At 60.6% G+C, this 24,891-nt stretch carries 27 protein-coding genes; all 27 read left to right on the top strand.

The window, feature by feature from the left end:
- Nucleotides 1-18 precede the first annotated feature (18 nt).
- The 27 genes from ACZ1HA_RS17800 (at nucleotide 19) to lptC (ending at nucleotide 24,889) form a co-directional block, all read left to right on the top strand.
- Entirely contained in the window at nucleotides 19-642 is a 624-nt protein-coding gene (locus ACZ1HA_RS17800) for a queuosine precursor transporter (RefSeq protein ID WP_472714852.1), read from the top strand.
- A 313-nt stretch (nucleotides 643-955) separates the two neighbouring features.
- Nucleotides 956-1,312 carry a VOC family protein gene (locus tag ACZ1HA_RS17795; protein ID WP_472714851.1) on the top strand — a complete coding sequence of 119 codons (357 nt, stop codon included), beginning with the start codon at nucleotides 956-958 and terminating at the stop codon, nucleotides 1,310-1,312.
- A 3-nt stretch (nucleotides 1,313-1,315) separates the two neighbouring features.
- Nucleotides 1,316-1,738, top strand: a complete 423-nt coding sequence (gene arfB, locus ACZ1HA_RS17790; protein WP_375229355.1) for an alternative ribosome rescue aminoacyl-tRNA hydrolase ArfB — start codon at nucleotides 1,316-1,318, stop codon at nucleotides 1,736-1,738.
- A 61-nt stretch (nucleotides 1,739-1,799) separates the two neighbouring features.
- Entirely contained in the window at nucleotides 1,800-2,693 is an 894-nt protein-coding gene (locus ACZ1HA_RS17785) for a DMT family transporter (protein WP_472714850.1), read from the top strand.
- Nucleotides 2,694-2,901: 208 nt separating this feature from the next.
- Nucleotides 2,902-4,221 (top strand): ABC transporter substrate-binding protein, encoded by a 1,320-nt coding sequence (locus tag ACZ1HA_RS17780; protein WP_375229357.1) that lies wholly within the window; start codon nucleotides 2,902-2,904, stop codon nucleotides 4,219-4,221.
- 104 nt (nucleotides 4,222-4,325) lie between these two features.
- Nucleotides 4,326-5,273 (top strand): carbohydrate ABC transporter permease, encoded by a 948-nt coding sequence (locus ACZ1HA_RS17775; protein WP_375229358.1) that lies wholly within the window; start codon nucleotides 4,326-4,328, stop codon nucleotides 5,271-5,273.
- Between the two features lie 116 nt (nucleotides 5,274-5,389).
- Nucleotides 5,390-6,328: a carbohydrate ABC transporter permease gene (locus tag ACZ1HA_RS17770; protein ID WP_472714849.1), complete on the top strand. Its 939-nt coding sequence runs from the start codon at nucleotides 5,390-5,392 to the stop codon at nucleotides 6,326-6,328.
- Between the two features lie 103 nt (nucleotides 6,329-6,431).
- Nucleotides 6,432-6,620, top strand: a complete 189-nt coding sequence (locus ACZ1HA_RS17765; protein ID WP_472714848.1) for a hypothetical protein — start codon at nucleotides 6,432-6,434, stop codon at nucleotides 6,618-6,620.
- An 8-nt stretch (nucleotides 6,621-6,628) separates the two neighbouring features.
- Entirely contained in the window at nucleotides 6,629-7,039 is a 411-nt protein-coding gene (locus tag ACZ1HA_RS17760; RefSeq protein WP_472714847.1) for a DUF1801 domain-containing protein, read from the top strand.
- Nucleotides 7,032-8,129 (top strand): ABC transporter ATP-binding protein, encoded by a 1,098-nt coding sequence (locus ACZ1HA_RS17755; RefSeq protein ID WP_472714846.1) that lies wholly within the window; start codon nucleotides 7,032-7,034, stop codon nucleotides 8,127-8,129. Before ACZ1HA_RS17760 ends, ACZ1HA_RS17755 begins: the two co-directional genes overlap by 8 nt.
- Nucleotides 8,122-9,117 (top strand): ABC transporter ATP-binding protein, encoded by a 996-nt coding sequence (locus ACZ1HA_RS17750; protein ID WP_472714845.1) that lies wholly within the window; start codon nucleotides 8,122-8,124, stop codon nucleotides 9,115-9,117. The genes ACZ1HA_RS17755 and ACZ1HA_RS17750 overlap by 8 nt, the downstream gene beginning before the upstream one ends.
- Before the next feature lie 12 nt (nucleotides 9,118-9,129).
- Nucleotides 9,130-10,761 (top strand): dihydroxyacetone kinase subunit DhaK, encoded by a 1,632-nt coding sequence (locus tag ACZ1HA_RS17745; protein ID WP_472714844.1) that lies wholly within the window; start codon nucleotides 9,130-9,132, stop codon nucleotides 10,759-10,761.
- A 10-nt stretch (nucleotides 10,762-10,771) separates the two neighbouring features.
- Complete coding sequence (locus ACZ1HA_RS17740; RefSeq protein ID WP_472714843.1) at nucleotides 10,772-11,857, top strand: LacI family DNA-binding transcriptional regulator; 1,086 nt, start codon at nucleotides 10,772-10,774, stop codon at nucleotides 11,855-11,857.
- On the top strand, nucleotides 11,854-12,906 hold the full coding sequence (locus tag ACZ1HA_RS17735) for a sugar phosphate isomerase/epimerase family protein (RefSeq protein WP_472714842.1): 1,053 nt from the start codon (nucleotides 11,854-11,856) through the stop codon (nucleotides 12,904-12,906). Before ACZ1HA_RS17740 ends, ACZ1HA_RS17735 begins: the two co-directional genes overlap by 4 nt.
- Before the next feature lie 3 nt (nucleotides 12,907-12,909).
- Nucleotides 12,910-14,046 (top strand): Gfo/Idh/MocA family protein, encoded by a 1,137-nt coding sequence (locus ACZ1HA_RS17730; RefSeq protein ID WP_472714841.1) that lies wholly within the window; start codon nucleotides 12,910-12,912, stop codon nucleotides 14,044-14,046.
- A 208-nt stretch (nucleotides 14,047-14,254) separates the two neighbouring features.
- Nucleotides 14,255-14,989, top strand: a complete 735-nt coding sequence (locus ACZ1HA_RS17725) for a PAS domain S-box protein (RefSeq protein WP_472714840.1) — start codon at nucleotides 14,255-14,257, stop codon at nucleotides 14,987-14,989.
- A gap of 95 nt (nucleotides 14,990-15,084) precedes the next feature.
- A complete protein-coding gene (gene pcaF / locus ACZ1HA_RS17720) occupies nucleotides 15,085-16,287 on the top strand; it encodes a 3-oxoadipyl-CoA thiolase (protein ID WP_472714839.1) in 1,203 nt (400 codons plus the stop codon).
- Nucleotides 16,288-16,290: 3 nt separating this feature from the next.
- A complete protein-coding gene (gene paaA / locus ACZ1HA_RS17715) occupies nucleotides 16,291-17,268 on the top strand; it encodes a 1,2-phenylacetyl-CoA epoxidase subunit PaaA (RefSeq protein WP_472714838.1) in 978 nt (325 codons plus the stop codon).
- A gap of 5 nt (nucleotides 17,269-17,273) precedes the next feature.
- The gene (gene paaB / locus ACZ1HA_RS17710; protein WP_472714837.1) at nucleotides 17,274-17,558 is read left to right on the top strand and encodes a 1,2-phenylacetyl-CoA epoxidase subunit PaaB; all 285 of its coding nucleotides are present in this window, start codon (nucleotides 17,274-17,276) and stop codon (nucleotides 17,556-17,558) included.
- Nucleotides 17,559-17,587: 29 nt separating this feature from the next.
- Nucleotides 17,588-18,310, top strand: a complete 723-nt coding sequence (gene paaC, locus ACZ1HA_RS17705) for a 1,2-phenylacetyl-CoA epoxidase subunit PaaC (RefSeq protein ID WP_472715346.1) — start codon at nucleotides 17,588-17,590, stop codon at nucleotides 18,308-18,310.
- Nucleotides 18,304-18,771, top strand: coding sequence for a 1,2-phenylacetyl-CoA epoxidase subunit PaaD (gene paaD / locus ACZ1HA_RS17700; protein WP_472714836.1), 468 nt, complete (start codon nucleotides 18,304-18,306; stop codon nucleotides 18,769-18,771). Before paaC ends, paaD begins: the two co-directional genes overlap by 7 nt.
- Before the next feature lies 1 nt (nucleotide 18,772).
- Nucleotides 18,773-19,837, top strand: coding sequence for a 2Fe-2S iron-sulfur cluster-binding protein (locus ACZ1HA_RS17695; protein WP_472714835.1), 1,065 nt, complete (start codon nucleotides 18,773-18,775; stop codon nucleotides 19,835-19,837).
- A gap of 9 nt (nucleotides 19,838-19,846) precedes the next feature.
- Nucleotides 19,847-21,889, top strand: a complete 2,043-nt coding sequence (paaZ, locus tag ACZ1HA_RS17690) for a phenylacetic acid degradation bifunctional protein PaaZ (protein WP_472714834.1) — start codon at nucleotides 19,847-19,849, stop codon at nucleotides 21,887-21,889.
- Complete coding sequence (locus ACZ1HA_RS17685; protein WP_472714833.1) at nucleotides 21,879-22,655, top strand: PaaX family transcriptional regulator C-terminal domain-containing protein; 777 nt, start codon at nucleotides 21,879-21,881, stop codon at nucleotides 22,653-22,655. The genes paaZ and ACZ1HA_RS17685 overlap by 11 nt, the downstream gene beginning before the upstream one ends.
- Nucleotides 22,656-22,700: 45 nt before the next feature.
- Complete coding sequence (locus ACZ1HA_RS17680) at nucleotides 22,701-23,315, top strand: ribonuclease D (RefSeq protein ID WP_472714832.1); 615 nt, start codon at nucleotides 22,701-22,703, stop codon at nucleotides 23,313-23,315.
- Nucleotides 23,312-24,274: a KpsF/GutQ family sugar-phosphate isomerase gene (locus ACZ1HA_RS17675; RefSeq protein WP_472714831.1), complete on the top strand. Its 963-nt coding sequence runs from the start codon at nucleotides 23,312-23,314 to the stop codon at nucleotides 24,272-24,274. Before ACZ1HA_RS17680 ends, ACZ1HA_RS17675 begins: the two co-directional genes overlap by 4 nt.
- A 6-nt stretch (nucleotides 24,275-24,280) precedes the next feature.
- The gene (gene lptC, locus ACZ1HA_RS17670; protein ID WP_472714830.1) at nucleotides 24,281-24,889 is read left to right on the top strand and encodes an LPS export ABC transporter periplasmic protein LptC; all 609 of its coding nucleotides are present in this window, start codon (nucleotides 24,281-24,283) and stop codon (nucleotides 24,887-24,889) included.
- Nucleotides 24,890-24,891 lie beyond the last annotated feature (2 nt).

The raw sequence follows: 24,891 nt of genomic DNA, 5'->3' as shown, positions 1-24,891 counted from the left end.
GTCAAAACGGATACATCTATGACACGCGCTCACCTTCCCGGCATTATTGCCATGGCTGCCATTGTGGTCGCCTCGAACATTCTCGTGCAGTTCCTCTTCGGCAACTGGCTGACCTGGGGCGCGTTCACCTATCCGCTCGCTTTCCTGGTGACCGACATCATGAACCGCGTCTATGGCGCGGCCGCCGCACGCCGCGTTGTCTTTGCCGGCTTTATCGTGGGCATCATCTGTTCGCTGATCGGCACACAGATCATCGGCGAATTCGGCCCGCTCGTGACCCTGCGCATCGCGCTTGGGTCGGGAGTTGCCTTCCTGACGGCACAGCTGCTGGATGTGGCGATTTTCTCCGCTCTGCGCGATGGCCGCTGGTGGCGCGCGCCGCTGGCCTCCACGCTGATCGGCAGCACCGTGGACACCGCGCTCTTTTTCACCATCGCATTCTCCGCGGGCCTGACCTTCATCGAACCCGCCAATGACGTGTCCTGGGCCGGCGAGATCCTGCCGCTGCTTGGTACCGGGCCCGAGGCCCCGCTCTGGGTCTCCCTCGCGGTGGCCGACTGGGCCGTCAAGCTCAGCCTGGCACTGCTGGCGCTGGTACCGTTCCGGGTGATCACCGCACGGGCAGCCTCTGCCGCACAATAAAGCAGGCCCTGATCCGACACCGGCTCATCGGTTTTGTTAACGAAAAAAAGCTTGGTGATTTCCGAAACCTGTGCGACGATTCTTTCAACGTCAACAGATAGGTAAAGGAGGTGATCCAGTGTCAAGAAAGGTATTGGAGCGAGGTGTCGGAACAGCTTTGGAGGTCGCCTGCTGAGGCAGCCCTTGACGGGCAGAACTCCTGAGTGGATTTCGGTCTAACCGATCCCCTCCTTAAACCATTCGATTGGGCCACACTTCCGGGTGTGGCCCTTTTACGTTACAACCCATCCCACAATGCAACCTGTGATCTGTTATGCCACCCGTGCTCGCCAGCCTTATTCTCTATACCCGCAAGACCGATGAAATGGCCGCGTTCTACACCGGCCACTTCGGGTATACGCGCCACGATCTGCCGGGCGACCGCATCACCGAACTGCGTCCACCGGGCGACGGCGTCATTCTGCTGCTGCATCCTGCGGGCAAAGGCGCGCGCCAGGGGCAGGCGGCGGTCAAACTGGTTTTCACCGTGCCGGATGTGCCTGGGTTCGCCGCCGGGGCGGCCCGCAATGGTCTGGAATTCGGCCCCCTGCATAAGGCAGACGGCTATGTTTTTGCCAACGCCAAAGATCCGTCCGGGAATTCCGTCAGCATCTCGGGGCGGCTGGCCTGATCCATGCTGAAAATCAATGACGATATCACCCTTGAGGACTGGGAATTCACCGAAAGCTTCATGCGGGCCTCCGGTCCGGGCGGGCAGAACGTCAACAAGGTCTCCTCGGCTGTCGAGCTGCGGTTCGAGGCAGAACGGTCCCCCAACCTGCCGCCGGCGGTGAAAAACCGTCTGAAACGCCTGGCCGGGCGGCGCTGGACAACCGAAGGCGCGCTGGTCCTGCAGTGCGACGAGACCCGCAGCCAGGCCCGCAACCGCGATATCGTGCGCGAACGCCTGGCGGAGCTGGTCCGCAAGGCACTGGTCCGCCCGAAACGCCGGATCGCCACACGACCCACGCTCGGCTCCAAAAAGCGCAGGCTCAAAGCCAAGAAAGTCCGCGGCGAGGTCAAGTCCCTGCGCGGCCGCGTCGATCCCACCGAATAGTCCCGCTTGCCGTGGACCGTGGCGCCAGTTAGCGTCGCCTGGAACACCAGCGAGGACATGGATGCGCAGCACTGACCAAACCGGCCTCGCCATCATCACCAGTCTTGTGGCACTGCTCTTTTTTGACGCGATGGGGCTTACCATCAAACTGCTGTCTGACCGTTACACAGCGCAGGAGCTTTCCGCGTGGCGCAACCTTTTTGCTCTTATCCCTTCGCTCCTTGCCCTTTGGCTGTCAAAGATGTGGCGGGACGCCGGCAGACCCTGGCGTATACGGCAATGGAAGCTGGCCCTTGCCCGTGGCGCCATCGTGTCAGCAGCGCAGCTGATGTTTTACATGTCGCTGGGCCTGATGGCCTTCGCCACCGCATCGACCATCGCTTACGCCAACGCGCTTTTCGTCACAGCACTCGCAGTCCCCCTGCTTGGCGAAAAAGTCGGTTGGGTGAGATGGGCCGCCGTGCTCATCGGGTTTGCCGGCGTTATCCTTATCATGCGGCCCGGCACCGACGCTTTCAGCTTCGCGTCACTCCTGCCGCTGGGGGCAGCCTTTCTTTATGCTGCAGTCGCCGTCACGGCCCGTCTCTTCGATGACGATGTGCCAACGCCCATGGTCAATTTTTACGCCTCTGTCACAGCCCTGACTGCGACCTTCCTGATCACCCTTTTCTGGGGCGGCTTCACACCGGTTTCCAGCCTGGCAGACCTGGGCTGGATCATTGCAATGGGCTTTTTCGGCGGCATTGCTGTTCTGCTTTTGATTGTGGCCTACCGCATGACCGAACAAAGCAACCTTGCACCTTTCAGTTATTTCGGCATTCCACTGGCATTTGGTCTGGGGTGGGTTTTCTTCGGCGAAACACCGTGGGAAACGCTGTTCCCCGGAGCAATCCTGATCGTGGGCGGCGGCCTCCTTATCGTCTGGCGCGAACGCAGATTACGGCATTCCTCCTGACCTGATGCGGCATACTTCGCCCATCGTGCTCACGCTGAAATCACGGTTAATGAAAGTTTAATTCTATTATCTTCAAATGCTTAACCCATTTTTGAGGTACGCCCCTCAAAAATATGTCGACATGAGGTACGCACCTCAATTAGCGTCGGACACAGTCATTACCCGAATCGGCAGGAACCGGTCGGGCGGACTCATAGGGAGGAATTACATGAAATATTCAAAACTGACCGCGGTCAGCGCGCTGAGCATGACAGTTGCAAGCCTTGGTGCTTCTGCTCAGGCCGATGACCTGACGCTCTGCTGGGCCGCCTGGGACCCGGCAAACGCTCTGGTTGAGCTGAGCAAGGAATTTGAGGAACAATCCGGCCACTCCATGAGCTTCGAGTTCATTCCATGGCCCAACTTTGCCGACCGGATGCTCAATGAGCTGAACTCGGGTGGTAAACTCTGCGACCTGCTGATCGGCGACAGCCAGTGGATCGGTGGTGGCGCTGAAAACGGCCACTATGTGAAGCTGAATGACTTCTTCGACGCCGAAGGCATCTCAATGGGCGATTTCGCAGACGCGACTGTCTACGCCTATTCCACATGGCCCAAAGGCACGCCCAACTACTACGCGCTGCCCGCGATGGGCGATGCGAACGGCTGGTTCTACCGCAAGGACTGGTTCGCCCGTGAAGACATCCGCGAAGCCTTCAAAGCCTCTACCGGCCGCGAACTGGCAGAGCCCGCATCCCAGAAGGAACTGCTGGAAATCGCACAGTTCTTCCAGGGCCGCGAGATTGACGGCCAGACGGTTTACGGTGCTGCGATCTTCACCGAACGCGGGTCCGAAGGCATCACCATGGGTGTCACCGGCGCGCTCTACCCCTGGGGTTTCAAGTATGAAAACACGCCCGGCTCCTATGACATGGAAGGCGCTGTAAACTCGCCGGAAGCTGTCGAAGCTCTTGAATTCTATAAAGAGTTCTACGAAACAGCCACACCTCCGGGTTACACAAACTCCTACATGGGTGAAAGCCTCGACGCCTTCAAATCCGGTCAGGTCGCGATGGCGATGAACTGGTTCGCCTTCTTCCCTGGCCTCTATGCAGACCCGAACACCGGCGGCGACAAGATCGACTTCTTCGTGAACCCGCCGCAGAACCAGGCCGGCTCTACGCTGGGCGGTCAGGGCATCTCGGTTGTGGCCTATTCTGACAAGCAGGACGCAGCCCTTGAATACATCAAGTGGTTCGCCAACCCTGAAGTGCAGCAGAAATGGTGGGATCTGGGCGGCTATTCGGCTCATAAGGCCGTGCTGGAAAGCGACAGCTTTGTAGACAGCGCCCCCTTTGCCGGTGACTTCCTCGAAGCCATGGGCGCCGTCCAGGACTTCTGGCAGGAACCGGCCTACGCCGAACTGCTGCTGGCCATGCAGAAACGCATCCACGACTACGTGGTTGCCGATCAGGGTACCGCCAAAGAGGCGCTCGACAAGCTGATCGAAGACTGGACAGAAACCTTCGAAGACGAAGGCAAACTCTGAACATCGCCTCAGGGTGGGGCCCCGGGCAACCCGGGTCCCGCCCTGTCCCCTGACCAACCGGCTGGACGGGCTCTTCCGTCTCGCCCCGGGAAAGCTGCGTCCACATGCCAGACACCCCTATCTCCCGCGCGGCACAGGCAACACCGCCTGCCATGGCCCGCAAAATCAAAGGTCTCAGCGACCGTGCCATCGCCTGGATCTTCGTGGCGCCCACGATCTTCCTGCTGCTGGCGATCAACATCTTTCCGCTGATCTGGACCATCAATCTCAGCTTTACCAACTTCCGCGCCAACCGCCTGAACCGCGAAGTCGACTACGTGGGCCTGCGCAACTACGAGCGCATCCTGACCGACAGCGACATCTGGCTGAACATGCAGGCCACAGCGCATTTCCTGTTCTGGACAATCTTCTTCCAGGTGCTCATCGGCTTCACGCTGGCCTACCTGATCAACAAGAAATTCAAAGGCAACGATCTCTGGACGACCATCATCGTGCTGCCGATGATGCTGAGCCCCGCGGTGGTCGGCAACTTCTGGAAGTTCCTCTACCAGCCGCAGATCGGCCTCTTTAACTACATCATCGCCTTCTTCACCGGCAAGGATCCCTCCAGCTTCGAAATGCTGGGCTCTGTGGATCTCGCACCATGGTCCATCGTGATCGTGGACACCTGGATGTGGACTCCCTTCGTGATGCTCATCTGCCTCGCGGGCCTGCGGTCGATCCCCGACTACATTTACGAGGCCGCAGAGATCGACCGCGCCTCCAAACTCAGACAGTTCTTCACCATCACCATCCCCATGGTGCTGCCCTTCCTGATGCTCGCCGTGCTCTTCCGCGGGATCGAGAACTTCAAAATGTTCGATCTCGTGGTCCAGCTCACCGGCGGCGGCCCGGGCTCCACCACCGAACTCACCTCCATCAACCTCAAACGCGAAGCCTTCGAGAAATGGCGCACCGGCTACGCCTCGGCCTACGCCATCATCCTCTTTGTCACCGTGTTCGGCCTCGCGAGCATCTACGTCAAAGCCCTGAACAAGGTCAAAGAACGATGACCCGCCTTATCCCGGCCGCCCGCCTCTTCTTCTGGCCCGAAATATCCCCGGGGGAGGCGCCAGCCGGGGGGCAGGAAGCCCCCTCCGACCTCAGCCCAGCACACAGGCACCCGATCATGAGCAGTTTCTCCGTCACCGAGCCCAGCAAGCGCTCCAAATGGTTCGCCGGTACGCTGGTCATTCTCTACGCGCTGATCACCATGATCCCGCTTGCCTGGATCATGCTCACAGGGTTCAAATCACCCGCCGATGCCATCAGCTATCCGCCTAAGGTGGTCTTTGAACCCACCCTCGAAGGCTACGTGAACCTCTTCACCACCCGCACCCGTCAGACAGACGAATTCCTCGCCGCCAATCCGCCGGAGAACTGGTACGAAGAGATCGTGCGCCAGTACGATATGGTGATCGCCGGTCCCTCGAAATTCGGCGAACGCTTCCTCAATTCTGTGATCATCGGCTTTGGCTCAACCTTCCTCAGTATCTTCCTCGGTACTCTGGCGGCCTATGCCTTCTCCAGGTTCAAAATACCGCTCGCGGATGACCTGCTGTTTTTCATTCTCAGTACGCGGATGATGCCCCCCATTGCCGTGGCGATCCCGATCTTCCTGATGTACCGCCAGCTGGGCCTGTCGGACACACACCTCGGCATGATCCTGCTCTACACGGCGGTGAACATCTCGCTCGCGGTCTGGCTGCTCAAAGGCTTCATAGACGAGATCCCGCGCGAATACGAAGAAGCCGCCCTCATTGACGGCTACACCCGCTTCCAGGCCTTCTACAAAGTCGTGCTGCCCCAGGCCGCCACCGGCATCGCATCAACTGCGATCTTCTGCCTGATCTTCGCCTGGAACGAATACGCCTTTGCGGTTCTGCTGACCTCCGGCACGGCCCAGACGGCTCCGCCCTTTATCCCGACGATCATCGGTGTCGGTGGTCTTGACTGGCCCGCGGTTGCTGCAGGCGCCACCATCTTCCTGCTGCCGGTGATGATCTTCACCGTGGCCCTGCGCAAACACCTGCTGCGCGGCATAACCTTCGGAGCGGTGCGCAAATGACCTTAACCGGACCCTGCCCCAACGTGCGCCGCGCACCGACGTTTTACCGACGTGATACCGACGCAATACCGACGCCCTACCGACAGCCTCCGGAGGCCCTGCGATGAGCAACTTTATCTCTGGTCTGATCCGCCTGCGCCGCGGCCCACGGGAAGTGCTGGCGACGATCATTATCGCGCTCGGGGTCTTCATGCTGATGCAGCCCTTCGTGATGTGGGCGTTCACCTATTCCTTCATCACGACGCTCGTCGGTACCGTGATGTTCATCATCGTCAGTCACTTCCCGAAATGACCGCTCTTATGACACCCCAGGCCGACGTATCGGCAGCAATCAATGCCTTCCCGCCGGCCGTCCGGGACTGCCACCTGCGCGTCCGCGATATGATCCTGTCGCTCGCGGAGGACCTCGGTGCCGGCCCGCTGGAGGAGACCCTGAAATGGGGGCAACCAGCCTACCTGAACACCACGCGGAAAACCGGCACCACGCTGCGGCTGGGTGTGACCAGCGAGACGCCGGCGCGGGCCGGGGTCTATGTACACTGCCAGACCACACTGGTCCGGGATTTCCGGCTGCGCCAGGACGAAGCGCTTGCCTTCGACGGAAACCGTGGCCTGCTGCTCGATCCGGAACAACCTCTGCCCGAAGGCCCGCTGCGCGCCTTCATTTCACAGGCACTGACGTATCACAGGGACAAAAAAGCCAATGGCTGAAATCGTAATCAAAAATGTCCGTAAGGAATTCGGTGATTTCACCGCTGTGAAAGAATCCAGCTTCACCATCGAAGACGGTGAGTTCTTCATGCTGCTGGGCCCCTCCGGCTGCGGCAAAACCACAACGCTGCGCATGATTGCCGGTCTAGAACTGCCCACTTCGGGCGAGATCTGGCTCGACGGCGAAGAGATAAGCCAGAAGCCTCCCAGCCAGCGTGACATCGCTTTTGTATTCCAGATGTTTGCGCTCTATCCGCACATGAATGTCTATAAAAACCTAAGCTATCCGCTGGTCAGCCAGGGCATGAACCGGGCCGCCGTGCGCGACAAGGTGGACGAGGTTGCAGGCATTCTGGGCATCCGCGATATCCTCAAAAAACCCGTGGGGGGTCTGTCTGGCGGCGACCGCCAGCGGGTGGCCCTGGGCCGCGCCATTGTGCGCAATCCCAAGGCGTTCATGATGGACGAACCCCTTGGCGCACTCGATGCAGAATTCCGCGAGCACATGTCCGAAGAGCTGCGCGCCCTGCACGACCGCATGAACGCCACCACCGTCTATGTGACCCACGACCAGCTGGAGGCCATGCAGATGGGCGACAAGATCGTGGTGATGAACAACGCCGTGGTCGAACAGTTCGGCACGCCCCAGGAAATCTACGACAAGCCCGCATCCATGTTCGTCGCGGATTTCATCGGCTCGCCCTCGATGAACTTTCTGGGCTTCGATGGCACTGTCCCCGAAGGGACAACCAGCGTTGATCTGCAGGGGCAGGCCATGGCCGTCCCACGCCAGATCGAGGGCGCTGCAGGTAAAATGGTCTTTGGCGTGCGGCCCGAACACGTCACCCTGTCTGACAGCGGTAACTACCGGGGCGAGGTTGTCGCCACCGAATATCTCGGCACAACACAGATCATCACGCTGGAAACCCCAAACGGCGAACTGAAAGCCCGCGTGCCGTCAGGTCAGGTGGCCACCACGGGCGAAAAAGTCGGCCTTGGGTTCAACGCCGAAACCATCACGCTTTTTGATGAAACCTCCGGCCGCGCCCTGCGGTCAGACCTGAACAACGGGGTGCTGTCCAATGGCTGAGGTCGTCCTCAAAGGTGTCTCCAAATCCTTCGGTGACACAGTTGGTGTCGAAGGGGTCGACATGACCATTCCCGACGGTGCCTTTGTGGTCCTTCTGGGCCCGACAGGTGCGGGCAAGACCACGACACTACGCCTGATCTCCGGGCTTGAAAAGCTGGACGCCGGTGAAATCAGCATCGGCGGGCACACTCTGCGCGACGAGACACCGGCCCAGCGCGATGTGGCCATGGTCTTTCAGCAGTATTCGCTCTACCCGCATCTCACCGTGCGCGAAAACCTGGAATTTCCGCTGAAATCGCCGATCCTGCGCACCCCGCGGGACGAGATTGACCGCAAGGTGAACGAAGTCGCCGATGTTCTGCAGATTTCCCACAAACTCGACAACAAGGCGACCGCGCTCTCGGGCGGCGAGATGCAGCGTGTCTCCATCGGCCGGGCGCTGGTGCGCGACCCGCAGGTCTATCTGATGGACGAACCGCTCAGCTCGCTTGACGCCAAACTGCGCACCGATCTGCGCATCGAACTCAAACGTATTCAGGCAAACCTGGGCGCCACCATCCTCTATGTGACGCACGACCAGATTGAGGCCATGACCATGGCCACCCATGTGGGTGTGCTGAACGAGGGCCGGCTGGTGCAGTACGGCACACCCCGCGACATCTACGAGAACCCCAATTCGGTCTATGTGGCCTCGCGCCTTGGCCTGCCGCGCATCAATATTCTGCCAGCGGACCTTTTCGGCACCGCGCCCAAAGGGGCGCACCGGATCGGGTTGCGGCCCGAACATGTCACACAGGGAGAAGGCCGCGAAGCCGCCATCGGCCGGATCGAACGGCTTGGCGATCACAGCCGTCTGCACCTGAAACTGGACGGGCACGACATCATCACACTGGCCGACCCGCATTCGCAGTACGCGCCCGGCGGAACGGTCAGGATCACCCCAAAGGACCCTCTGTGCTTCGATGCGCAGGGCAACCGGATCTACTGAAAGGAGATATCTGTGGCGCAGTTTATCAACAGCAGGGAAAACCTGGTCACCGATGCCATCGACGGGCTTCTCGCAGCTTCGGGGGGTGCCCTTTGCAGGCTGGACGGCTACCCGCATATCAAAGTGGTCTGCCGCACGGACTGGGATAAATCGCAGGTCGCTCTGATCTCGGGCGGCGGGTCCGGTCACGAACCGGCCCACGCGGGATTTGTCGGCGACGGGATGCTGACGGCGGCGGTCTGCGGTGAGGTTTTTGCCTCCCCCTCGGTCGATGCGGTTCTCGCCGGTATCCTTGCTGTCACGGGCGAGGCCGGCTGTCTGCTGATCGTCAAGAACTACACCGGCGACCGGCTGAACTTTGGTCTCGCGGCCGAACGCGCACGGGCTTTCGGCCTCAAGGTATCGATGGTTGTGGTCGATGACGACATCGCTCTGCCCGATCTGCCCCAGGCGCGCGGCGTGGCGGGGACACTCTTTGTGCACAAGATCGCAGGCGCTCTCGCAGCAAACGGCGCGGACCTCGACACCGTGACGGCGGCGGCACAGAAGGCCAATGATGAAATGGCCTCCATCGGCATGTCGCTCGACACCTGCACGGTGCCCGGTTCCGCCAAAGAAGACCGGATCGCCAGCGGCATGGCTGAACTGGGCCTCGGGATCCACGGCGAGGCCGGGGTGCAGCAGGTTCAGTTTGATACAGCCGCCAGCGCCATGGACATGGTTCTCGACAAGCTGGCAGGCCGCCGTGACGGCACACCGCATGTGGCCCTGCTCAACAACCTGGGCAGCACCACCCCACTGGAGATGTCCGTGCTGGCGCAGGCCCTCGCATCCTCTTCCAAGGCAGCCGGTATTACGGCAGTGATCGGCCCGGCGCCGATGATGACGTCCCTGGATATGCACGGGTTTTCCGTCTCTGTCCTGCCACTGTCCGATGCCGCAAAGGCGGGTCTCGAACGCCCGGTCCCGCTTGCTGCATGGCCCGGCATGTTCACGCTGGATGATGTGATCGCAAAGCCGCTGCCCGACGGGCTGAGCCCGATCCAGCCCATTCCGTCCGAGAACCCACGGGTCCGGGGCATCATTGAGACCTGCTGCGATCTGCTGATCGCGGCTGAAAGCGACCTGAACCTGCTGGATGCAAAATCGGGGGATGGCGACACAGGCAGCACCCTTGCCACCGCAGCACGCGCGCTCAAAGGATCGCTTGACCGGATGCCGCTCGCCGATCTGACCCAGCTTTTCCGCGCCGTCGGTAACGAACTCAGCCAGACCATGGGCGGGTCCTCGGGCGTCATCCTCGCCATCTTTTTCGGCGCGGCAGGCGATGCCTGCGCCAACGGACATCCGACGCATGAAGCCCTCCTCAAGGGGTTGCAGCGGATCAGCGAAGTGGGCGGCGCGCGCGCCGGTGACCGCACCATGATCGACGCGCTGGAACCCGCGCTGACTGCGCTGCCGGATGGCGTGGATCAGGCCGCTGCCGCCGCGCGCACGGGAGCGGATGCCACCGCGGCCATCGGCCGGGCCAAAGCCGGGCGCGCCTCCTATGTGCCCGAGGAAAACCTGATCGGTCACAACGACCCGGGCGCCGAAGCGGTGGCCCGCCTCTTTGAGGGTCTGGTCAGCGCGATGAAAGGATAACCCAGCAGGCATGAAAGCCGGTCGCGAGAACAATCCGCTGAAACCTACGGTCAACGACATTGCGCGTGTGGCCGGGGTCAGCCTTGCGACCGTGGACCGTGTGCTCAACGAACGCCCCGGCGTCCGTAAGATCACTGTCGAAAAGGTCAATCGTGCGATCGCCGATCTGGGATACGTGCGTGACACAGCGGCGGCCAATCTGGCACGCGGGCGGGTCTATCGCTTTCTGTTTATCCTTCCGGCGACCAATAACGAGTTCCTGTCCCTGATCGAGGAGCACATCGCCGATCTGTCGCCGGGTCTGCTGCGTGACCGCACGCAGGTGTCGCACATCAGCGTACCGGCGTTTGATCCGATGGCACTCGCCGAGGCGATCAACGAGGTCGACGTGACGCAGACCGATGGCGTTGCCGTCTTCGGCCCGGAGACACCTTCAGTACGCGACAGCATCTCGCGACTGCGGGCACATGGGGTATCCGTCGTTTCGCTGGTGTCGGACATCCCAAGCTCAGAAAGGAACACCTATGTCGGCATAGACAATATCGCGGCAGGGCGGACCGCGGCCCAGCTGATGGGACGTTTTCTGGGGTCGGTTCAGGGCAATATCCTGGTGCTGACTGGCTCTATGCTGGCACGCGATCATCTTGAACGCCGCTTGGGGTTTGACGAGGTCATGGCCCGGGATTTCCCGCAACTGAATGTGCTCGCCTCGCTTGAGGGGCGGGACGATCCCGACCTGATCGAAAGGCTGCTGCCAAAGACGCTGGAGCGGACGGGAGGTATCGTCGGCATCTATTCGTCTGCCGCCGGGAACGCCGGGCTGATCCGTCATTTTGACAGGACCGGCATGCAGAACGCTCCGGTCATTGTCGCCCATGAGCTGACGCCTTTGTCCCGCAGGGCGCTTGGCGACGGGCTGTTCGACGCGGTAATCAGCCAGGATGCCGGTCACCTGGTACGAAGTGCATTGCGGATCATGCGCGCTGTGGTTGATAAATCACCGATCAACACCGCTCAGGAACGGATCCGCATCGACGTTTATCTGAAAGAAAACCTGCCGCCGGAACCGGCGCGCACTAGGGAGGAAAATACATGAAAACCATTAAGGGACCGGCGCTGTTTCTGGCGCAGTTCGCGGGTGATGACGCCCCCTTCAATTCCTGGGATGCCATCACGAAATGGGCCGCGGACTGCGGCTACAAAGGTGTTCAGGTCCCCAGCTGGGATGGTCGTCTTTTCGATCTGGCACAGGCGGCAGAAAGCAAGACGTATTGCGACGATTTTAAAGGTCAGGCCGCCGCGAACGGGATCGAGGTCACTGAGCTGTCGACCCACCTCCAGGGCCAGCTTGTTGCGGTACACCCCGCCTATGATGCGGGCTTTGACGGCTTTGCCGACCCGTCGGTGCACGGCAACCCGCAGGCGCGTCAGGAATGGGCCACAGACCAGGTGAAAAAGGCGCTGTCAGCATCGGCCAATATGGGCATCGGGGCGCATGCGACCTTCTCGGGTGCGCTGGCCTGGCCCTATATGTACCCCTGGCCACAGCGCCCGGCGGGTCTTGTCGAAACCGCTTTTGACGAACTGGCAAAGCGCTGGCGGCCGATCCTGGATCATGCCGAGGACTGCGGTGTTGACGTCTGCTACGAAATCCACCCGGGCGAGGATCTGCACGACGGTGTCACCTTTGAGATGTTCCTTGAACGCGTTGGCAATCACGCCCGCTGCAACATGCTCTATGACCCGTCGCACTATGTGCTGCAGTGCCTTGATTACCTCGACAACATCGACATCTACAAAGACCGGATCCGTATGTTCCACGTCAAGGATGCCGAGTTCAATCCGACCGGCAGACAGGGTGTCTATGGCGGCTACCAGTCCTGGGTGGACCGCGCGGGCCGCTTCCGCAGCCTGGGCGACGGGCAGGTTGATTTCGCTGCCGTCTTTTCCAAAATGGCCGCCAATGATTTCGACGGTTGGGCCGTGGTGGAATGGGAATGCTGCCTCAAGCACCCCGAAGACGGTGCACGCGAAGGCGCGCAGTTCGTTTCCGATCACATCATCCGCGTGACCGAACGGGCCTTTGACGACTTTGCCGATGGTGGCACAGACGAGGCCACAAACCGCAAAATGCTGGGGATATAGAATATGAGCCGTATCAGACTGGGCATGGTGGGTGGCGGCAACGACGCCTTTATCGGCGCCGTGCACCGCATCGCATCACGCATAGACGACCGTTACGAACTGGTGGCCGGGGCCCTGTCCTCGACACCGGAGAAATCGCGGGCCTCAGGCGAGGCGCTGGGGCTTGCCGAAGACCGGATTTACGACGATTTCAAACAGATGGCGATCCGTGAAGCGCGCCTGAAAAACGGGATCGAGGCTGTGGCCATTGTCACGCCCAATCACGTACATTTCGCCGCTGCGCGTGAGTTCCTGAAACGGGGCATCCACGTCATCTGTGACAAACCGCTGACTTCGACCATGGCGGACGCACGCAAGTTTGTGAAAGCCGTGGAAAGCTCTGATGCGCTGTTCGTGCTGACGCATAACTACACCGGCTATCCGATGGTGCGGCAGGCGCGCGCGATGGTCAGCGCCGGTGATATCGGTGCGGTCCGCGTGGTGCAGGTCGAATACCCGCAGGACTGGCTGAGCGAGGAGCAGGACTTCAAACAGGCCGCGTGGCGCACGGATCCGGCACGGTCCGGTGCCGGGGGATCCACCGGCGACATCGGTACCCATGCGCATAACCTTGCCTGCTTTGTGACCGGCCTGACGGTTGAAAGCCTGGCTGCCGATCTGCAGGCCTTTGTCCCCGGTCGTCAGCTGGATGACAATGGCCACGTGATGCTGCGGTTTCACGGGGGCGCGCGCGGTATGCTGTGGTGCAGCCAGGTGGCGCCCGGCAACGAAAACGCACTGCGTCTGCGGGTCTACGGCGAAAAGGGCGGGCTGGAATGGTCCCAGGAGAACCCGAACCAGCTCTGGTTCACACCCCTTGGCGAGCCCAAGCGCCTGATCACCCGGAATGGCGCGGGGGCTGGTGATGCAGCAGCAAGGATGAGCCGCATCCCGCCCGGACATCCAGAAGGGTATCTCGAAGGATTTGCCAACATCTATTCCGAGGCTGCAGAAGCGATTGTCGCCCGTCGCGAGGGACGTGATCCCGCCCCGGAGGTCATTTATCCCGATATCGTCGATGGCCTGCGCGGCATTCAGTTTGTGGATGCCTGCGTCCGGTCCTCTGCGCGCAACGCGGCCTGGGTCACCCTGGGCGATTAACCATTTTTCACGGGGGTCGTTTCGTGCACAGACTGTTCGCAGTCCCGGAACGATCCCTCACTTTTTCTGCAAACCACTGATTACACGTCTTTCCTCGCAAAAATCGTGCCGAATCCGAAACCTGAAATAGGTAAAATTGAAGTTGTTCCGGTAAGTAACTGACAACAGAAATCCGGCACCATTGGGCACCCGATTTTTGAGAGGACTGATGTTCAGTACACGTTCCGCCACCCAGCTGGCGACATTGTTTGATAATTTTAACGTGCCGATGTTTGCGGCACAACGCGCCCGCCCGGACGCGCCGTTTTCATTTATGTGTGGCAACAGCGCATGGTGCGCTGTGTCAGGGTTGCGCGCTGCGGATATGCAGGGCGCAGAACCGGCCGATTTTCTGCCCGAAGAGGAAGCCGCGGCAGTCCAGGCGCGTTTTGCCGGCTGCGCCGCAACCTCAGAGGATCAGCGGTATTTTCAGAGCCTGACCCTGCCAAACGGAGAGCTGCACTGGGACATCCTGCTGCAGCATGCACCGATGCGGTCGAAAGCGGACCGCGTCGTCGCAACGGCCATGCCGGTTCTGCAGGACACAGCCGCTGACACCAGCCGTCTGGTGTTCGACGATATTCGTTTTTTCTCCGCGCTGGCGGACCTGCAGCTTCAGAACCTGGTATCGATGTTCGATGCCGCGCAGAAAAGCGACCTGTTCTGCGCCAACAGTTCAGAGCGTGTGGCAACGCTCAGCGGTATCTGCCGCGGCGTGCAGCGCGCCGTAGAAGATATTCAGGATACGGTGCGGCGTGCCGACAAACCGGCGCGGGGATCGGGCACCGGAAACAGCGGCAAACGCCACGCCCCCGGCAGGAATACCGGCCCCGGCACTGGTGGTACCACGCTGCGCGCGCTCGCTGTCAGCTGTGATCCGGCCAACAACAGAGAGGACGCCTGAAGCGTTACGGATAATTCACATCGCCATCGCATACGTAACATAAATATTGCGTCAGATCGTGACCTGCCCTAGTTTCCGGAGAAACGGAGGACTTCATGCAGGCATTCATCTGCGACGCACAGCGAACCCCGATCGGTCGCTATGGCGGCGGGCTTTCCGGGTTGCGCGCGGACGACCTGGCTGCGGCCCCGATTGCAGCTCTGGCCGCGCGAAATCCCGGTATGGACTGGAGCGCCCTCGACGATGTTGTGCTGGGCTGCGCAAACCAGGCGGGCGAAGACAACCGGAACGTGGCCCGTATGGCCCTGCTGCTGGCTGGTCTGCCGGTCGATGTGCCCGGCATGACAATAAACAGGCTCTGCGCCTCGGGTATGGATGCCGTGGGTGCGGTATCGCGCGCCATCAGGGCGGGCGACATGGACATGGGCATCGCCGGTGGCGTTGAAAGCATGAGCCGCGCGCCATTTGTCATGCCAAAAGCAGACACAGCCTTCAGCCGGAACAATCAGGTGTACGACACCACAATCGGCTGGCGGTTTGTGAACCCCAAAATGAAAGCGGAATTCGGTATCGATTCCATGCCGGAAACCGCGGACAATGTCGCCGCTGACTACAATGTCAGCCGCGCGGACCAGGACGCATTTGCCGCCCGCAGTCAGGCGCGGTGGGAAGCAGCCCAGGCCGCCGATCTCTTTGCCAGAGAGATCACGCCCGTGATCATTCCGCAGCGCCGGGGCGACCCGATCGAGATATGCCGTGATGAACACCCGCGCCCCGGCACCGCCGTTGAAAAGCTCGCCGGCCTGCGCGGGATCAACGGACCGGACCTGACGGTTACGGCGGGCAATGCGTCTGGTGTGAATGACGGGGCCGCCGCCCTGCTGATCGCTTCCGAAGAGGCCGCCGCCCGTAACGGCTTGACCCCGATGGCACGTATCGTTGCGATGTCCGCCGCCGGTGTGGCACCGCGCGTGATGGGCATCGGCCCGGTCCCGGCCTGCCGCAAGGTGCTGGACCGCGCCGGCATGACCGTCGATCAGATGGACGTCATAGAACTCAACGAAGCTTTCGCAGCCCAGGGCATTGCGACACTGCGCGAACTGGGCGTTGCCGATGACGCACCGCACGTGAACCCAAATGGCGGCGCCATTGCACTGGGTCACCCGCTGGGCATGTCCGGCGCGAGGCTGGTGATGACCGCAGCATATCAGCTGCAACGCACCGGCGGGCGTTATGCGCTCTGCACCATGTGTGTCGGTGTTGGTCAGGGCGTTGCACTTATTCTGGAAAGGGTCTGAACGATGTATGCACAGATGATCAAATCCGAAAAGTCACAGGACGATCCGGAAAAACTCGCCGCCTTCCAACAGCGCATAGACGACGGTGAGAAGATCGAGCCCAAGGACTGGATGCCCGAAGGGTACCGCAAAACGCTGATCCGCCAGATCGGGCAGCACGCCCATTCCGAAATCGTCGGACAGCTGCCCGAAGGCAACTGGATCACCCGCGCGCCAACACTTGAGCGCAAGGCGATCCTGCTGGCCAAGGTGCAGGACGAAGCGGGGCATGGCCTCTACCTTTACTGTGCGGCAGAAACGCTGGGCGTGAGCCGCGACCAGCTGACCCGTGATCTGCTGTCCGGCAAAATGAAGTATTCGTCGATCTTCAATTACCCGACCCTGACATGGGCTGATATGGGTGCCGTTGGCTGGCTGGTCGATGGTGCGGCGATCATGAACCAGGTGCCGCTGCAGCGCACGTCCTATGGTCCCTATGCCCGCGCCATGGTGCGGATCTGCAAAGAGGAGAGTTTCCACCAGCGCCAGGGCTTCGACATCATGATGAAGATGGCCAACGGCACCGAAGCACAGCGGAAAATGGCCCAGGATGCGCTGAACCGTTTCTGGTATCCGTCGCTGATGATGTTCGGACCTTCAGATGCAAACTCGGTGCATTCTGAGCAGAACATGGCCTGGAAGATCAAGATGAACACCAATGACGAGCTGCGTCAGAAGTTCGTCGACCAGACCGCTCCGCAGGCGGCCTTTCTGGGCCTGAATATTCCAGACGAGCACCTGAAATGGAATGAGGAACGCGGTCACTACGATTTCTCAGAGCCCGACTGGGACGAATTCTTTGACGTGCTCAGGGGCAATGGTCCCTGTTCTGTCGAGCGTATGGAAGCGCGCAACAAGGCCTGGGACGACGGCGCCTGGGTCCGTGACGGTCTGATGGCGCATGCAGCAAAGAAAAAAGCCCGCAGGGTCGCGGCGGAGTAACCGATATGACAAACGAATGGCCCCTTTGGGAGGTTTTCATCCGCGGACAGCATGGTCTGAGCCACCGGCACGTCGGCTCGCTGCATGCCGCCGACGCTGAAGGCGCCATCAAAAACGCCCGCGATGTGTACACGCGGCGCAATGAAGGCGTCAGCATCTGGGTGGTGGAGGCCAGCGCTGTCACGGCATCGAGCCCTGACGAAAAAGGGCCGCTATATGAGCCCTCGAACGACAAAGTGTACCGCCACCCGACATTCTACGACATCCCGGACGACGCGGGGGCGATGTGAGCGATCTGCTGTTCGAATTTCTCTGCCGGATGGGGGATAATACCCTCGTTCTGGGACATCGGGTGTCCGAATGGTGTGGCGTGGCGCCAGTGCTCGAGGAGGATATCGCACTTGCCAATACGGCACTCGATCTGATCGGACAGACCACCCTGTGGCTGAATCTGGCGGGCGAGGTCGAGGATCAGGGCCGTGACGCCGATGCACTGGCCTTTCGCCGGGACGTCTGGGATTTCCGAAACCTGCTGCTGGTCGAGCAGCCGAACGGCGACTTCGGACAGACCATCATGCGGCAGTTCCTGTTTGACGCCTGGCACGAGCTGTTTCTGACCGGTTTGCTTTCCAGCAGGGATGAACGGATCGCGGCCATTGCGGAGAAGTCGGTCAAAGAGGTGCGCTACCACCTGGACCGGACGAGAGACACGGTCATCGGTCTTGGAGATGGCACCGAAGAAAGCCACCGCAGGATGCAGGCAGCACTGGACCGGCTCTGGCCTTATGTCGGTGAAATGTTCGCGCCGGATGCCGTGGACGCGGAAATGGTGGTGCAGGGCATCGCACCAGACTCCGCAGAATTGCGCGCTGACTACGACACCCGGGTGAATGCGGTTTTCGCTGACGCCACGCTGACACGCCCGGACAGCAGTTTTGCACATAGCGGCGGGAAAACCGGGGTCCGTCATTCCGAGCACCTGGGCCATCTGCTGACACAGATGCAATGGCTGCAACGGGCCTATCCGGATGCGACATGGTAACGAATAAACCCACAACAGAGACTGTCTGGGAGTGGCTGAGCGCTGTGCCCGACCCGGAAATACCGGTGATCAGCCTCGTCGATCTGGGTGTGATCCGGGATGTTTCCTGGAAAGAAGAAACGCTGGAGGTCACCGTCACGCCGACCTATTCGGGATGCCCTGCGACGCGGATCATAAACCTGGAAATAGAGACAGCACTGCGCGACCAGGGCATTGAAAACCTGGCACTGAAAACGCAGCTCTCCCCGGCCTGGACCACGGACTGGCTGTCTGCGGAAGGTCGCAGGAAGCTCGAAGAATATGGTATTGCACCGCCCCAGCCGGCAGGCGGGCCGTCGCATTGTCCGCGCTGTAACTCAGCCGATGTTGAGCGGATCAGCCAGTTTGGCTCAACACCCTGCAAGGCGCAGTGGCGATGCCGCGCATGCCTTGAACCCTTCGACTATTTCAAGTGTATCTGACATGAACCGGTTCCACACCCTGACAGTTACTGACATTCACCGCACAATCCGTGATGCCGTCGTACTGACCCTGCAACCCGACGTGCCGGAACAGTTCCGTTTCACCGAAGGGCAGTATCTGACTTTCCGCCATGATTTTGACGGGACGGAACTGAGGCGGAATTATTCGATCTGTACCGCACCGGACGAAGGCCTGCTTCAGGTCGGGATCAAACGCGTGGAGGGCGGTGCCTTCTCTACCTTTGCGAACACGGGGTTGAAGGTGGGTGACCGCCTTGAGGCGATGCCGCCTTCGGGTACGTTTTCTGCAGGAACAGAGACACTTTCAGGGAAAAACCATATCGGATTCGCCGGAGGTTCCGGGATCACGCCGGTGCTCTCAGTGCTGAAGACAGTTCTGGCACGGGATCCAGAGAACCGGTTCACGCTGGTCTATGCGAACCGTGCCGTGAACACGATCATGTTCCGCGAGGAACTGGAAGATCTGAAGAACCGCTACATGGACCGCCTGACCCTGATCCATATTCTGGAGTCGGGTCAGGACATGGAGCTTTTTACCGGGCGGGTCGACAGCGGGAAATGCGCGGCACTGCTGGATCAGTGGATCAGTCTGGAAGATCTGAACACCGCCTACATCTGCGGACCGGAGCCGATGATGCTGACCATCGCTGAAAGCCTGAAAGAGCACGGGTTAGAGAAGGAACGCATCCGCTTTGAACTGTTCACCGAAAGCCAGCAGGGACGGCTGGCCGGGCAGGCAATGTCCGAGCGCGCACAGGGTCAACCGGGAACAGCCGCCCGAGTGACCGTCGAAGGCGTGACCCGCAGTTTTACCATGCCGCGGGACCAGTCAGTGCTGGAGGCCTCGCTGGACAACGCACTGGACGCGCCGTTTGCCTGTAAGGCCGGTGTTTGTTCGACCTGCAAAGCGCGGGTGACCGAGGGCGAATATGAAATGCTCAGCAACCACGCACTTGAGGACTATGAGGTTGAGCAGGGGATGGTCCTGACGTGCCAGTGCTACCCGCTTGGGGACACGATTACCGTCGAATACGATACCCACTGAGGAGCCGGCATGCCGCGGGACAACAGCATAAACGAAATACAGAGCTTTGCTGCGGGCCAGTGGGTACCGCCGGGTGAGGGCGCACGGTCTGTGGCCAGTGCGATCACCGGCGAACCCATATGCGTTGCCGGAAACGACGCGCTCGACACCGTTGCGATGCACAGCTGGGCGCGTGAAAAGGGTGGGCCCGCGCTGCGGGAAATGACCTTCCACGACCGCGCACGCATGATCAAGGCGCTGGCCCTTTACCTGCGCGACCATCGGCAGCTTCTCTACGATCTCAGCTTTGATACCGGTGCCACGCAGAAAGATCATCTGATCGACGTTGATGGCGGTATCGGCACGATGCTGGTCTTTGCCTCCAAGGGTCGGCGCGAAATGCCCGACGGCCATGTCTATCTCGACGGCGCTACAGAACAGCTCAGCCGCTCCGGTGATTTTATGGGTCAGCACATCGCGGTCCCGTTGCAGGGCGTTGCGGTTCAGATCAACGCCTTCAATTTCCCGGTCTGGGGCATGCTGGAAAAACTGGCACCCGCCCTGCTGGCCGGTGTCCCCTCCATCGTCAAACCCGCGACCGCGACATGCTATGTCACCGAAGCCTGTGTGCGGCTGATGCTGCAAAGCGGCCTGCTGCCTGACGGAGCGTTGCAGCTGATAACCGGAGGCACGGGTGACCTCTTGGATCATCTGGACTGCCAGGATGTGGTCTGCTTTACCGGCTCTTCTGAGACAGCAATGAAACTGCGGTCCAACCGCCGTCTCATGGAAAACAGCACCCGGTTCATGGCCGAACAGGACAGTCTGAACGCCTCGGTGCTGGGCAACGATGCAGCTCCGGGAACTCCGGAATTTGATCTCTTTGTGCGGGAAGTGCATCGGGAAATGACCGTAAAAGCGGGGCAGAAATGCACCGCGATCCGCCGGATTATGGTGCCGGATGCGCATGTGGATGCCGTTCTGCACGTGGTGTCAGAGAAGCTGGCAGCAACAACTGTGGGTGACCCAAGGCTTGAAACCACCGGGATGGGAGCGCTGGTGTCAGATGCTCAACGCCGCGATGTACTGGCCAAAACTGAGCGTATCGCGCAGGACGCTGAACGGGTATTCGGAGACCCTGATACAGTCACTGTACAAGGGGAAAACGCCGCAAACGGATCGTTTCTGCAACCGATGCTGTTCTGTGCCCCGGACCCGGATTCGGCACAACACCTGCATGACACCGAGGCCTTCGGACCTGTCGCCACCGTGATGGGGTACCGGGATGTGCCGCACGCGATCCGCCTGCTGAACAGGGGTAAGGGATCGCTGGTGGCGTCGGTTTTCACCAACTGCACCGACACTGCCCGGGAAATCACACTGGGGTCGGCCGCGTTCCACGGGCGTCTTTATTTCAACAATCGGACATCTCAGGCCGAAGCGACCGGTCACGGTGCTCCGCTCCCCCATATGGTGCATGGCGGGCCGGGGCGTGCAGGTGGCGGCGAGGAACTGGGCGGGATCCGGGGCGTGCTGCACTATATGCAGCGAACTGCCGTTCAGGGCAGCCCTGACATTCTGAGCAGCATCACAAAACAATGGTGCCCGGGTGCTGCCACGCGAACAGACGCGGCACATCCGTTTACGAAGCCGTTCGGCGATTTATCCATCGGGGATACACTGCATGCGGGCCCCCGCACCGTGACGCTTGATGACATTGAGACCTTTGCTCATTTCACCGGCGACAGGTTTTATGCGCATATGGATGAGACGGCAGCGGCGGCAAACCCGTTCTTTCCCGGGCGGGTCGCGCATGGATACCTTCTGCTGAGTTTCGCCGCCGGCATGTTCGTTGAGCCGGATCCCGGGCCGGTTCTGGCAAACACGGGCCTCGATTCTCTGCGGTTCATGGCGCCGGTTAGTCCGGGGGACACGATCTCTGTGCAACTGACCGCTAAGGCAAAGACACCGCGGAACGAAGAATACGGCGAGGTTCGCTGGCATGTCAGGCTCACCAACCAGGAGGCGGCGACCGTTGCAGAGTACGAATTGCTGACAATGAATGCTTTGTGAGAACCTATCCCCCTGGACGACCGCTCTGACCGACCTTGGTGGCCAGCGCGTCTGGTCGCTGCTGGTCTCGGTGTTCGGTGATCTGGCACAGGAAGACGGCGCGGCAATCGAAGGTCCGGTGTTGTCTGCCATTATGACGGCGATGGATGTACGGCCCGAGGCCACCCGTGTGGCGCTGCACCGCCTGCGGAATGACGGCTGGATACAGTCTGAAAAAACCGGCCGCACGAGCCGGCACAGTCTGACCCGCTTTGGCAGGGAAGAAACGGTTACTGCGAGCCGGCGGATTTACGCACGTCCCGAAGACGTCTGCCAGTTGTGGAAAATCATTGTAACGGATGGCAGCGAGAACAGAGAGGCGATCGCCACTGCGGGGTTCACGCAGATTGCACCCAGAGTATACGCAGGTGCAGAGACAGCACAGGCGCCCGGCGATGTGCTTAATCTCACCGGCGATACGGTTCCGGACTGGGTGCGGAACACTGTGGTGTCAGACAGGCTTTTTGCCGAATATCAGTCTCTTCACAGCATTCTGAAAGACATCGATGCATCAATTTCAGAGACGGATGATCTGCCTCCGGTCAGCCGCGCGGTGCTGCGCTGCCTGATTGTGCACAACTGGCGCCGCCTCGTTCTGCGGCATCCCACGCTGCCACCGGCGCTTTGTCCGGATGGATGGCGGGGCCATGATTGTCACGTTCTGGTCTCTGGTCTGCTGGACCGGATAATGCGGCCGGAACCTAAAGCGCTCAGGGACCGGGGCTGAGACCGCGGGCTTTTCCGCCCGGAGAAGTCAGGCTATAGGGGTGCCATGACTCACTCCGTATACAAAAATGACCTGCCCGATGACCTCGACCTTGGTCCTGTGGTCGCCATTGACTGCGAAACCATGGGGCTCAACCCACACCGGGACAGGCTGTGCGTCGTGCAGCTTTCGAGCGGTGATGGCAACGCGCATCTCGTGCAGATCAGCATCGGTCAGACGGAGGCCCCAAACCTCTGCCGCCTTCTTGAAGATCCGGACGTTCTGAAACTGTTCCACTTCGGCCGGTTTGATATCGCCGCCATGCTCAACGCTTTCGGTGCAGTTACCGCGCCGGTCTATTGCACCAAGATCGCCAGCCGCCTCGTCCGGACATTCACGGACCGTCATGGCCTGGCCAAACTGCTGCAGGAACTGCTGAACATCGACATTTCAAAACAGCAGCAATCCAGTGACTGGGGTGCCGAAACCCTGACGGACGCGCAGGTGGATTATGCCGCCTCCGATGTTCTGTATCTGCACCGTTTACGCGAGGCGCTCAATCTCATGCTGGAACGCGAAGGCAGAATGGAAATGGCGCAGGCCTGTTTTGATTTCCTGCCAATGCGGGCGCAGCTCGATCTGGCGGGCTGGCCGGACACGGATATTTTCGCCCATTCATGAAAACACCCTTTATCGATACCGCCCGGCGGGTCATCCGCGCGGAGGCTGACGCGCTCAGCCACCTGGCTGAGACCCTGGACGGACGGTTTCGCGAAGCGATCGATCTTTTGCTCAACAGCAAGGGGCGTGTCATTGTCACCGGCATTGGCAAATCCGGGCATGTTGCACGCAAGATTGCGGCCACACTTGCCAGCACCGGCACGCCTGCGCAATTTGTGCACCCTGCAGAAGCCAGCCACGGTGATCTTGGCATGATCACTTCCGCCGACGTGGTCCTGGCGATTTCCAATTCGGGCGAAGCGCCGGAGCTTGCCGACCTGGTCACCTATTCGCGTCGCTACGACATTCCCCTGCTGGGGATTACGCGCAATGCACACAGCAGCCTCGGTCGCCAATGCGACGTTGTGCTGTTGCTTCCATCGCTGGGCGAGGCCTGTGGTACCGGTGTCGTGCCATCGAACTCCACGACAATGACGCTGGCACTGGGTGATGCCCTGGCAATCGCGCTGATGGAACACCGCGACTTCACGCCGGAAAACTTCCGCGATTTCCATCCGGGTGGAAAACTGGGCGCCCAGCTGAGCCGTGTCGAAGATCTGATGCATAAAGGCGAAGCACTGCCGCTGGTCGCTGAGGATGCGCCGATGGCCTCCGCTCTGGCCACTATCGGCCAGAAGGGATTCGGCGTGGTCGCCGTGACAGATGCAACCGGAAAACTGCGCGGGATCATCACCAACGGAGACATCGGCCGGCACCTCGACAAGCTCAGCAGCGCCTGCGCTGGCGAGGTGATGACGCCTTCGCCGGTCACCATTGCGCCCGGTGATCTGGCCGAAAAAGCCGTCAGCGTGATGAATGCACGCGAGATCACCTGCCTCCTGGTGGTGCGGCCTGAGGCACCTGAAACCGTTGTGGGTCTTATCCATATTCACGACTGCCTGCGCGTCGGGCTGGGATAAGCGGGTATGCAGGGAGACCGGTATTCACAGATGGTCGCTTGGCTCAAAGTGGCCCTGCCCATCATGGCACTGGCCATTCTGTCGACGCTTTTCCTGCTTTCCCGTGCAACTGACCCGACCAGTTCCATTCCCTTTGCGGATGCCGATGTTCAGAACCGCCTGGCGAACCAGAAAATAACCGGGCCCTATTTCTCGGGCACGACCGCTGACGGTGATCTGATTGCTTTCGTGGCAGAAGAAGTGACAAACCCGCAGGAGCTTGTCGGCGAGACCCGTGCCAAAGACGTGTTCGTCCGTATTGATATGGCGGGTGGGACCGCCGTGACCGTGAAGTCGGACACCGCTTCTGTTCTGCTGGCGGATGATCAGGCAGATCTGACCGGCAACGTCATTCTGGTCTCATCCCAGGGATACGAAGTGCGCAGCCAGTTCCTGACGGCTCGGGTCACCGCTCTTGATGTCAGGTCTCCGGAAACGGTATCGGCAATTACGCCGGCGGGGGATCTCGTTGCCGGCGCCATGCACCTCAGCGCGGGACGCAACGACGCAAACGCCCAAATGGTTTTCACAAATGGCGTTAAGCTGCTATATCAGCCGAAAGAGGTGGAAGATTAACT

Source organism: Roseobacter sp. S87 (assembly GCF_055693285.1).
This window is presented reverse-complemented; position numbering and strand designations above follow the sequence as displayed.

What these genes read in the sequence shown, in the direction of transcription:
- ACZ1HA_RS17800 (WP_472714852.1), top strand. Translation starts at nt 19, where the DNA reads ATGACACGCGCTCACCTTCCCGGCATTATTGCCATGGCTGCCATTGTG.
- ACZ1HA_RS17795 (WP_472714851.1), top strand. Translation starts at nt 956, where the DNA reads ATGCCACCCGTGCTCGCCAGCCTTATTCTCTATACCCGCAAGACCGAT.
- arfB (WP_375229355.1), top strand. Translation starts at nt 1,316, where the DNA reads ATGCTGAAAATCAATGACGATATCACCCTTGAGGACTGGGAATTCACC.
- ACZ1HA_RS17785 (WP_472714850.1), top strand. Translation starts at nt 1,800, where the DNA reads ATGCGCAGCACTGACCAAACCGGCCTCGCCATCATCACCAGTCTTGTG.
- ACZ1HA_RS17780 (WP_375229357.1), top strand. Translation starts at nt 2,902, where the DNA reads ATGAAATATTCAAAACTGACCGCGGTCAGCGCGCTGAGCATGACAGTT.
- ACZ1HA_RS17775 (WP_375229358.1), top strand. Translation starts at nt 4,326, where the DNA reads ATGCCAGACACCCCTATCTCCCGCGCGGCACAGGCAACACCGCCTGCC.
- ACZ1HA_RS17770 (WP_472714849.1), top strand. Translation starts at nt 5,390, where the DNA reads ATGAGCAGTTTCTCCGTCACCGAGCCCAGCAAGCGCTCCAAATGGTTC.
- ACZ1HA_RS17765 (WP_472714848.1), top strand. Translation starts at nt 6,432, where the DNA reads ATGAGCAACTTTATCTCTGGTCTGATCCGCCTGCGCCGCGGCCCACGG.
- ACZ1HA_RS17760 (WP_472714847.1), top strand. Translation starts at nt 6,629, where the DNA reads ATGACACCCCAGGCCGACGTATCGGCAGCAATCAATGCCTTCCCGCCG.
- ACZ1HA_RS17755 (WP_472714846.1), top strand. Translation starts at nt 7,032, where the DNA reads ATGGCTGAAATCGTAATCAAAAATGTCCGTAAGGAATTCGGTGATTTC.
- ACZ1HA_RS17750 (WP_472714845.1), top strand. Translation starts at nt 8,122, where the DNA reads ATGGCTGAGGTCGTCCTCAAAGGTGTCTCCAAATCCTTCGGTGACACA.
- ACZ1HA_RS17740 (WP_472714843.1), top strand. Translation starts at nt 10,772, where the DNA reads ATGAAAGCCGGTCGCGAGAACAATCCGCTGAAACCTACGGTCAACGAC.
- ACZ1HA_RS17735 (WP_472714842.1), top strand. Translation starts at nt 11,854, where the DNA reads ATGAAAACCATTAAGGGACCGGCGCTGTTTCTGGCGCAGTTCGCGGGT.
- ACZ1HA_RS17730 (WP_472714841.1), top strand. Translation starts at nt 12,910, where the DNA reads ATGAGCCGTATCAGACTGGGCATGGTGGGTGGCGGCAACGACGCCTTT.
- ACZ1HA_RS17725 (WP_472714840.1), top strand. Translation starts at nt 14,255, where the DNA reads ATGTTCAGTACACGTTCCGCCACCCAGCTGGCGACATTGTTTGATAAT.
- pcaF (WP_472714839.1), top strand. Translation starts at nt 15,085, where the DNA reads ATGCAGGCATTCATCTGCGACGCACAGCGAACCCCGATCGGTCGCTAT.
- paaA (WP_472714838.1), top strand. Translation starts at nt 16,291, where the DNA reads ATGTATGCACAGATGATCAAATCCGAAAAGTCACAGGACGATCCGGAA.
- paaB (WP_472714837.1), top strand. Translation starts at nt 17,274, where the DNA reads ATGACAAACGAATGGCCCCTTTGGGAGGTTTTCATCCGCGGACAGCAT.
- paaC (WP_472715346.1), top strand. Translation starts at nt 17,588, where the DNA reads ATGGGGGATAATACCCTCGTTCTGGGACATCGGGTGTCCGAATGGTGT.
- paaD (WP_472714836.1), top strand. Translation starts at nt 18,304, where the DNA reads ATGGTAACGAATAAACCCACAACAGAGACTGTCTGGGAGTGGCTGAGC.
- ACZ1HA_RS17695 (WP_472714835.1), top strand. Translation starts at nt 18,773, where the DNA reads ATGAACCGGTTCCACACCCTGACAGTTACTGACATTCACCGCACAATC.
- paaZ (WP_472714834.1), top strand. Translation starts at nt 19,847, where the DNA reads ATGCCGCGGGACAACAGCATAAACGAAATACAGAGCTTTGCTGCGGGC.
- ACZ1HA_RS17685 (WP_472714833.1), top strand. Translation starts at nt 21,879, where the DNA reads ATGCTTTGTGAGAACCTATCCCCCTGGACGACCGCTCTGACCGACCTT.
- ACZ1HA_RS17680 (WP_472714832.1), top strand. Translation starts at nt 22,701, where the DNA reads ATGACTCACTCCGTATACAAAAATGACCTGCCCGATGACCTCGACCTT.
- ACZ1HA_RS17675 (WP_472714831.1), top strand. Translation starts at nt 23,312, where the DNA reads ATGAAAACACCCTTTATCGATACCGCCCGGCGGGTCATCCGCGCGGAG.
- lptC (WP_472714830.1), top strand. Translation starts at nt 24,281, where the DNA reads ATGCAGGGAGACCGGTATTCACAGATGGTCGCTTGGCTCAAAGTGGCC.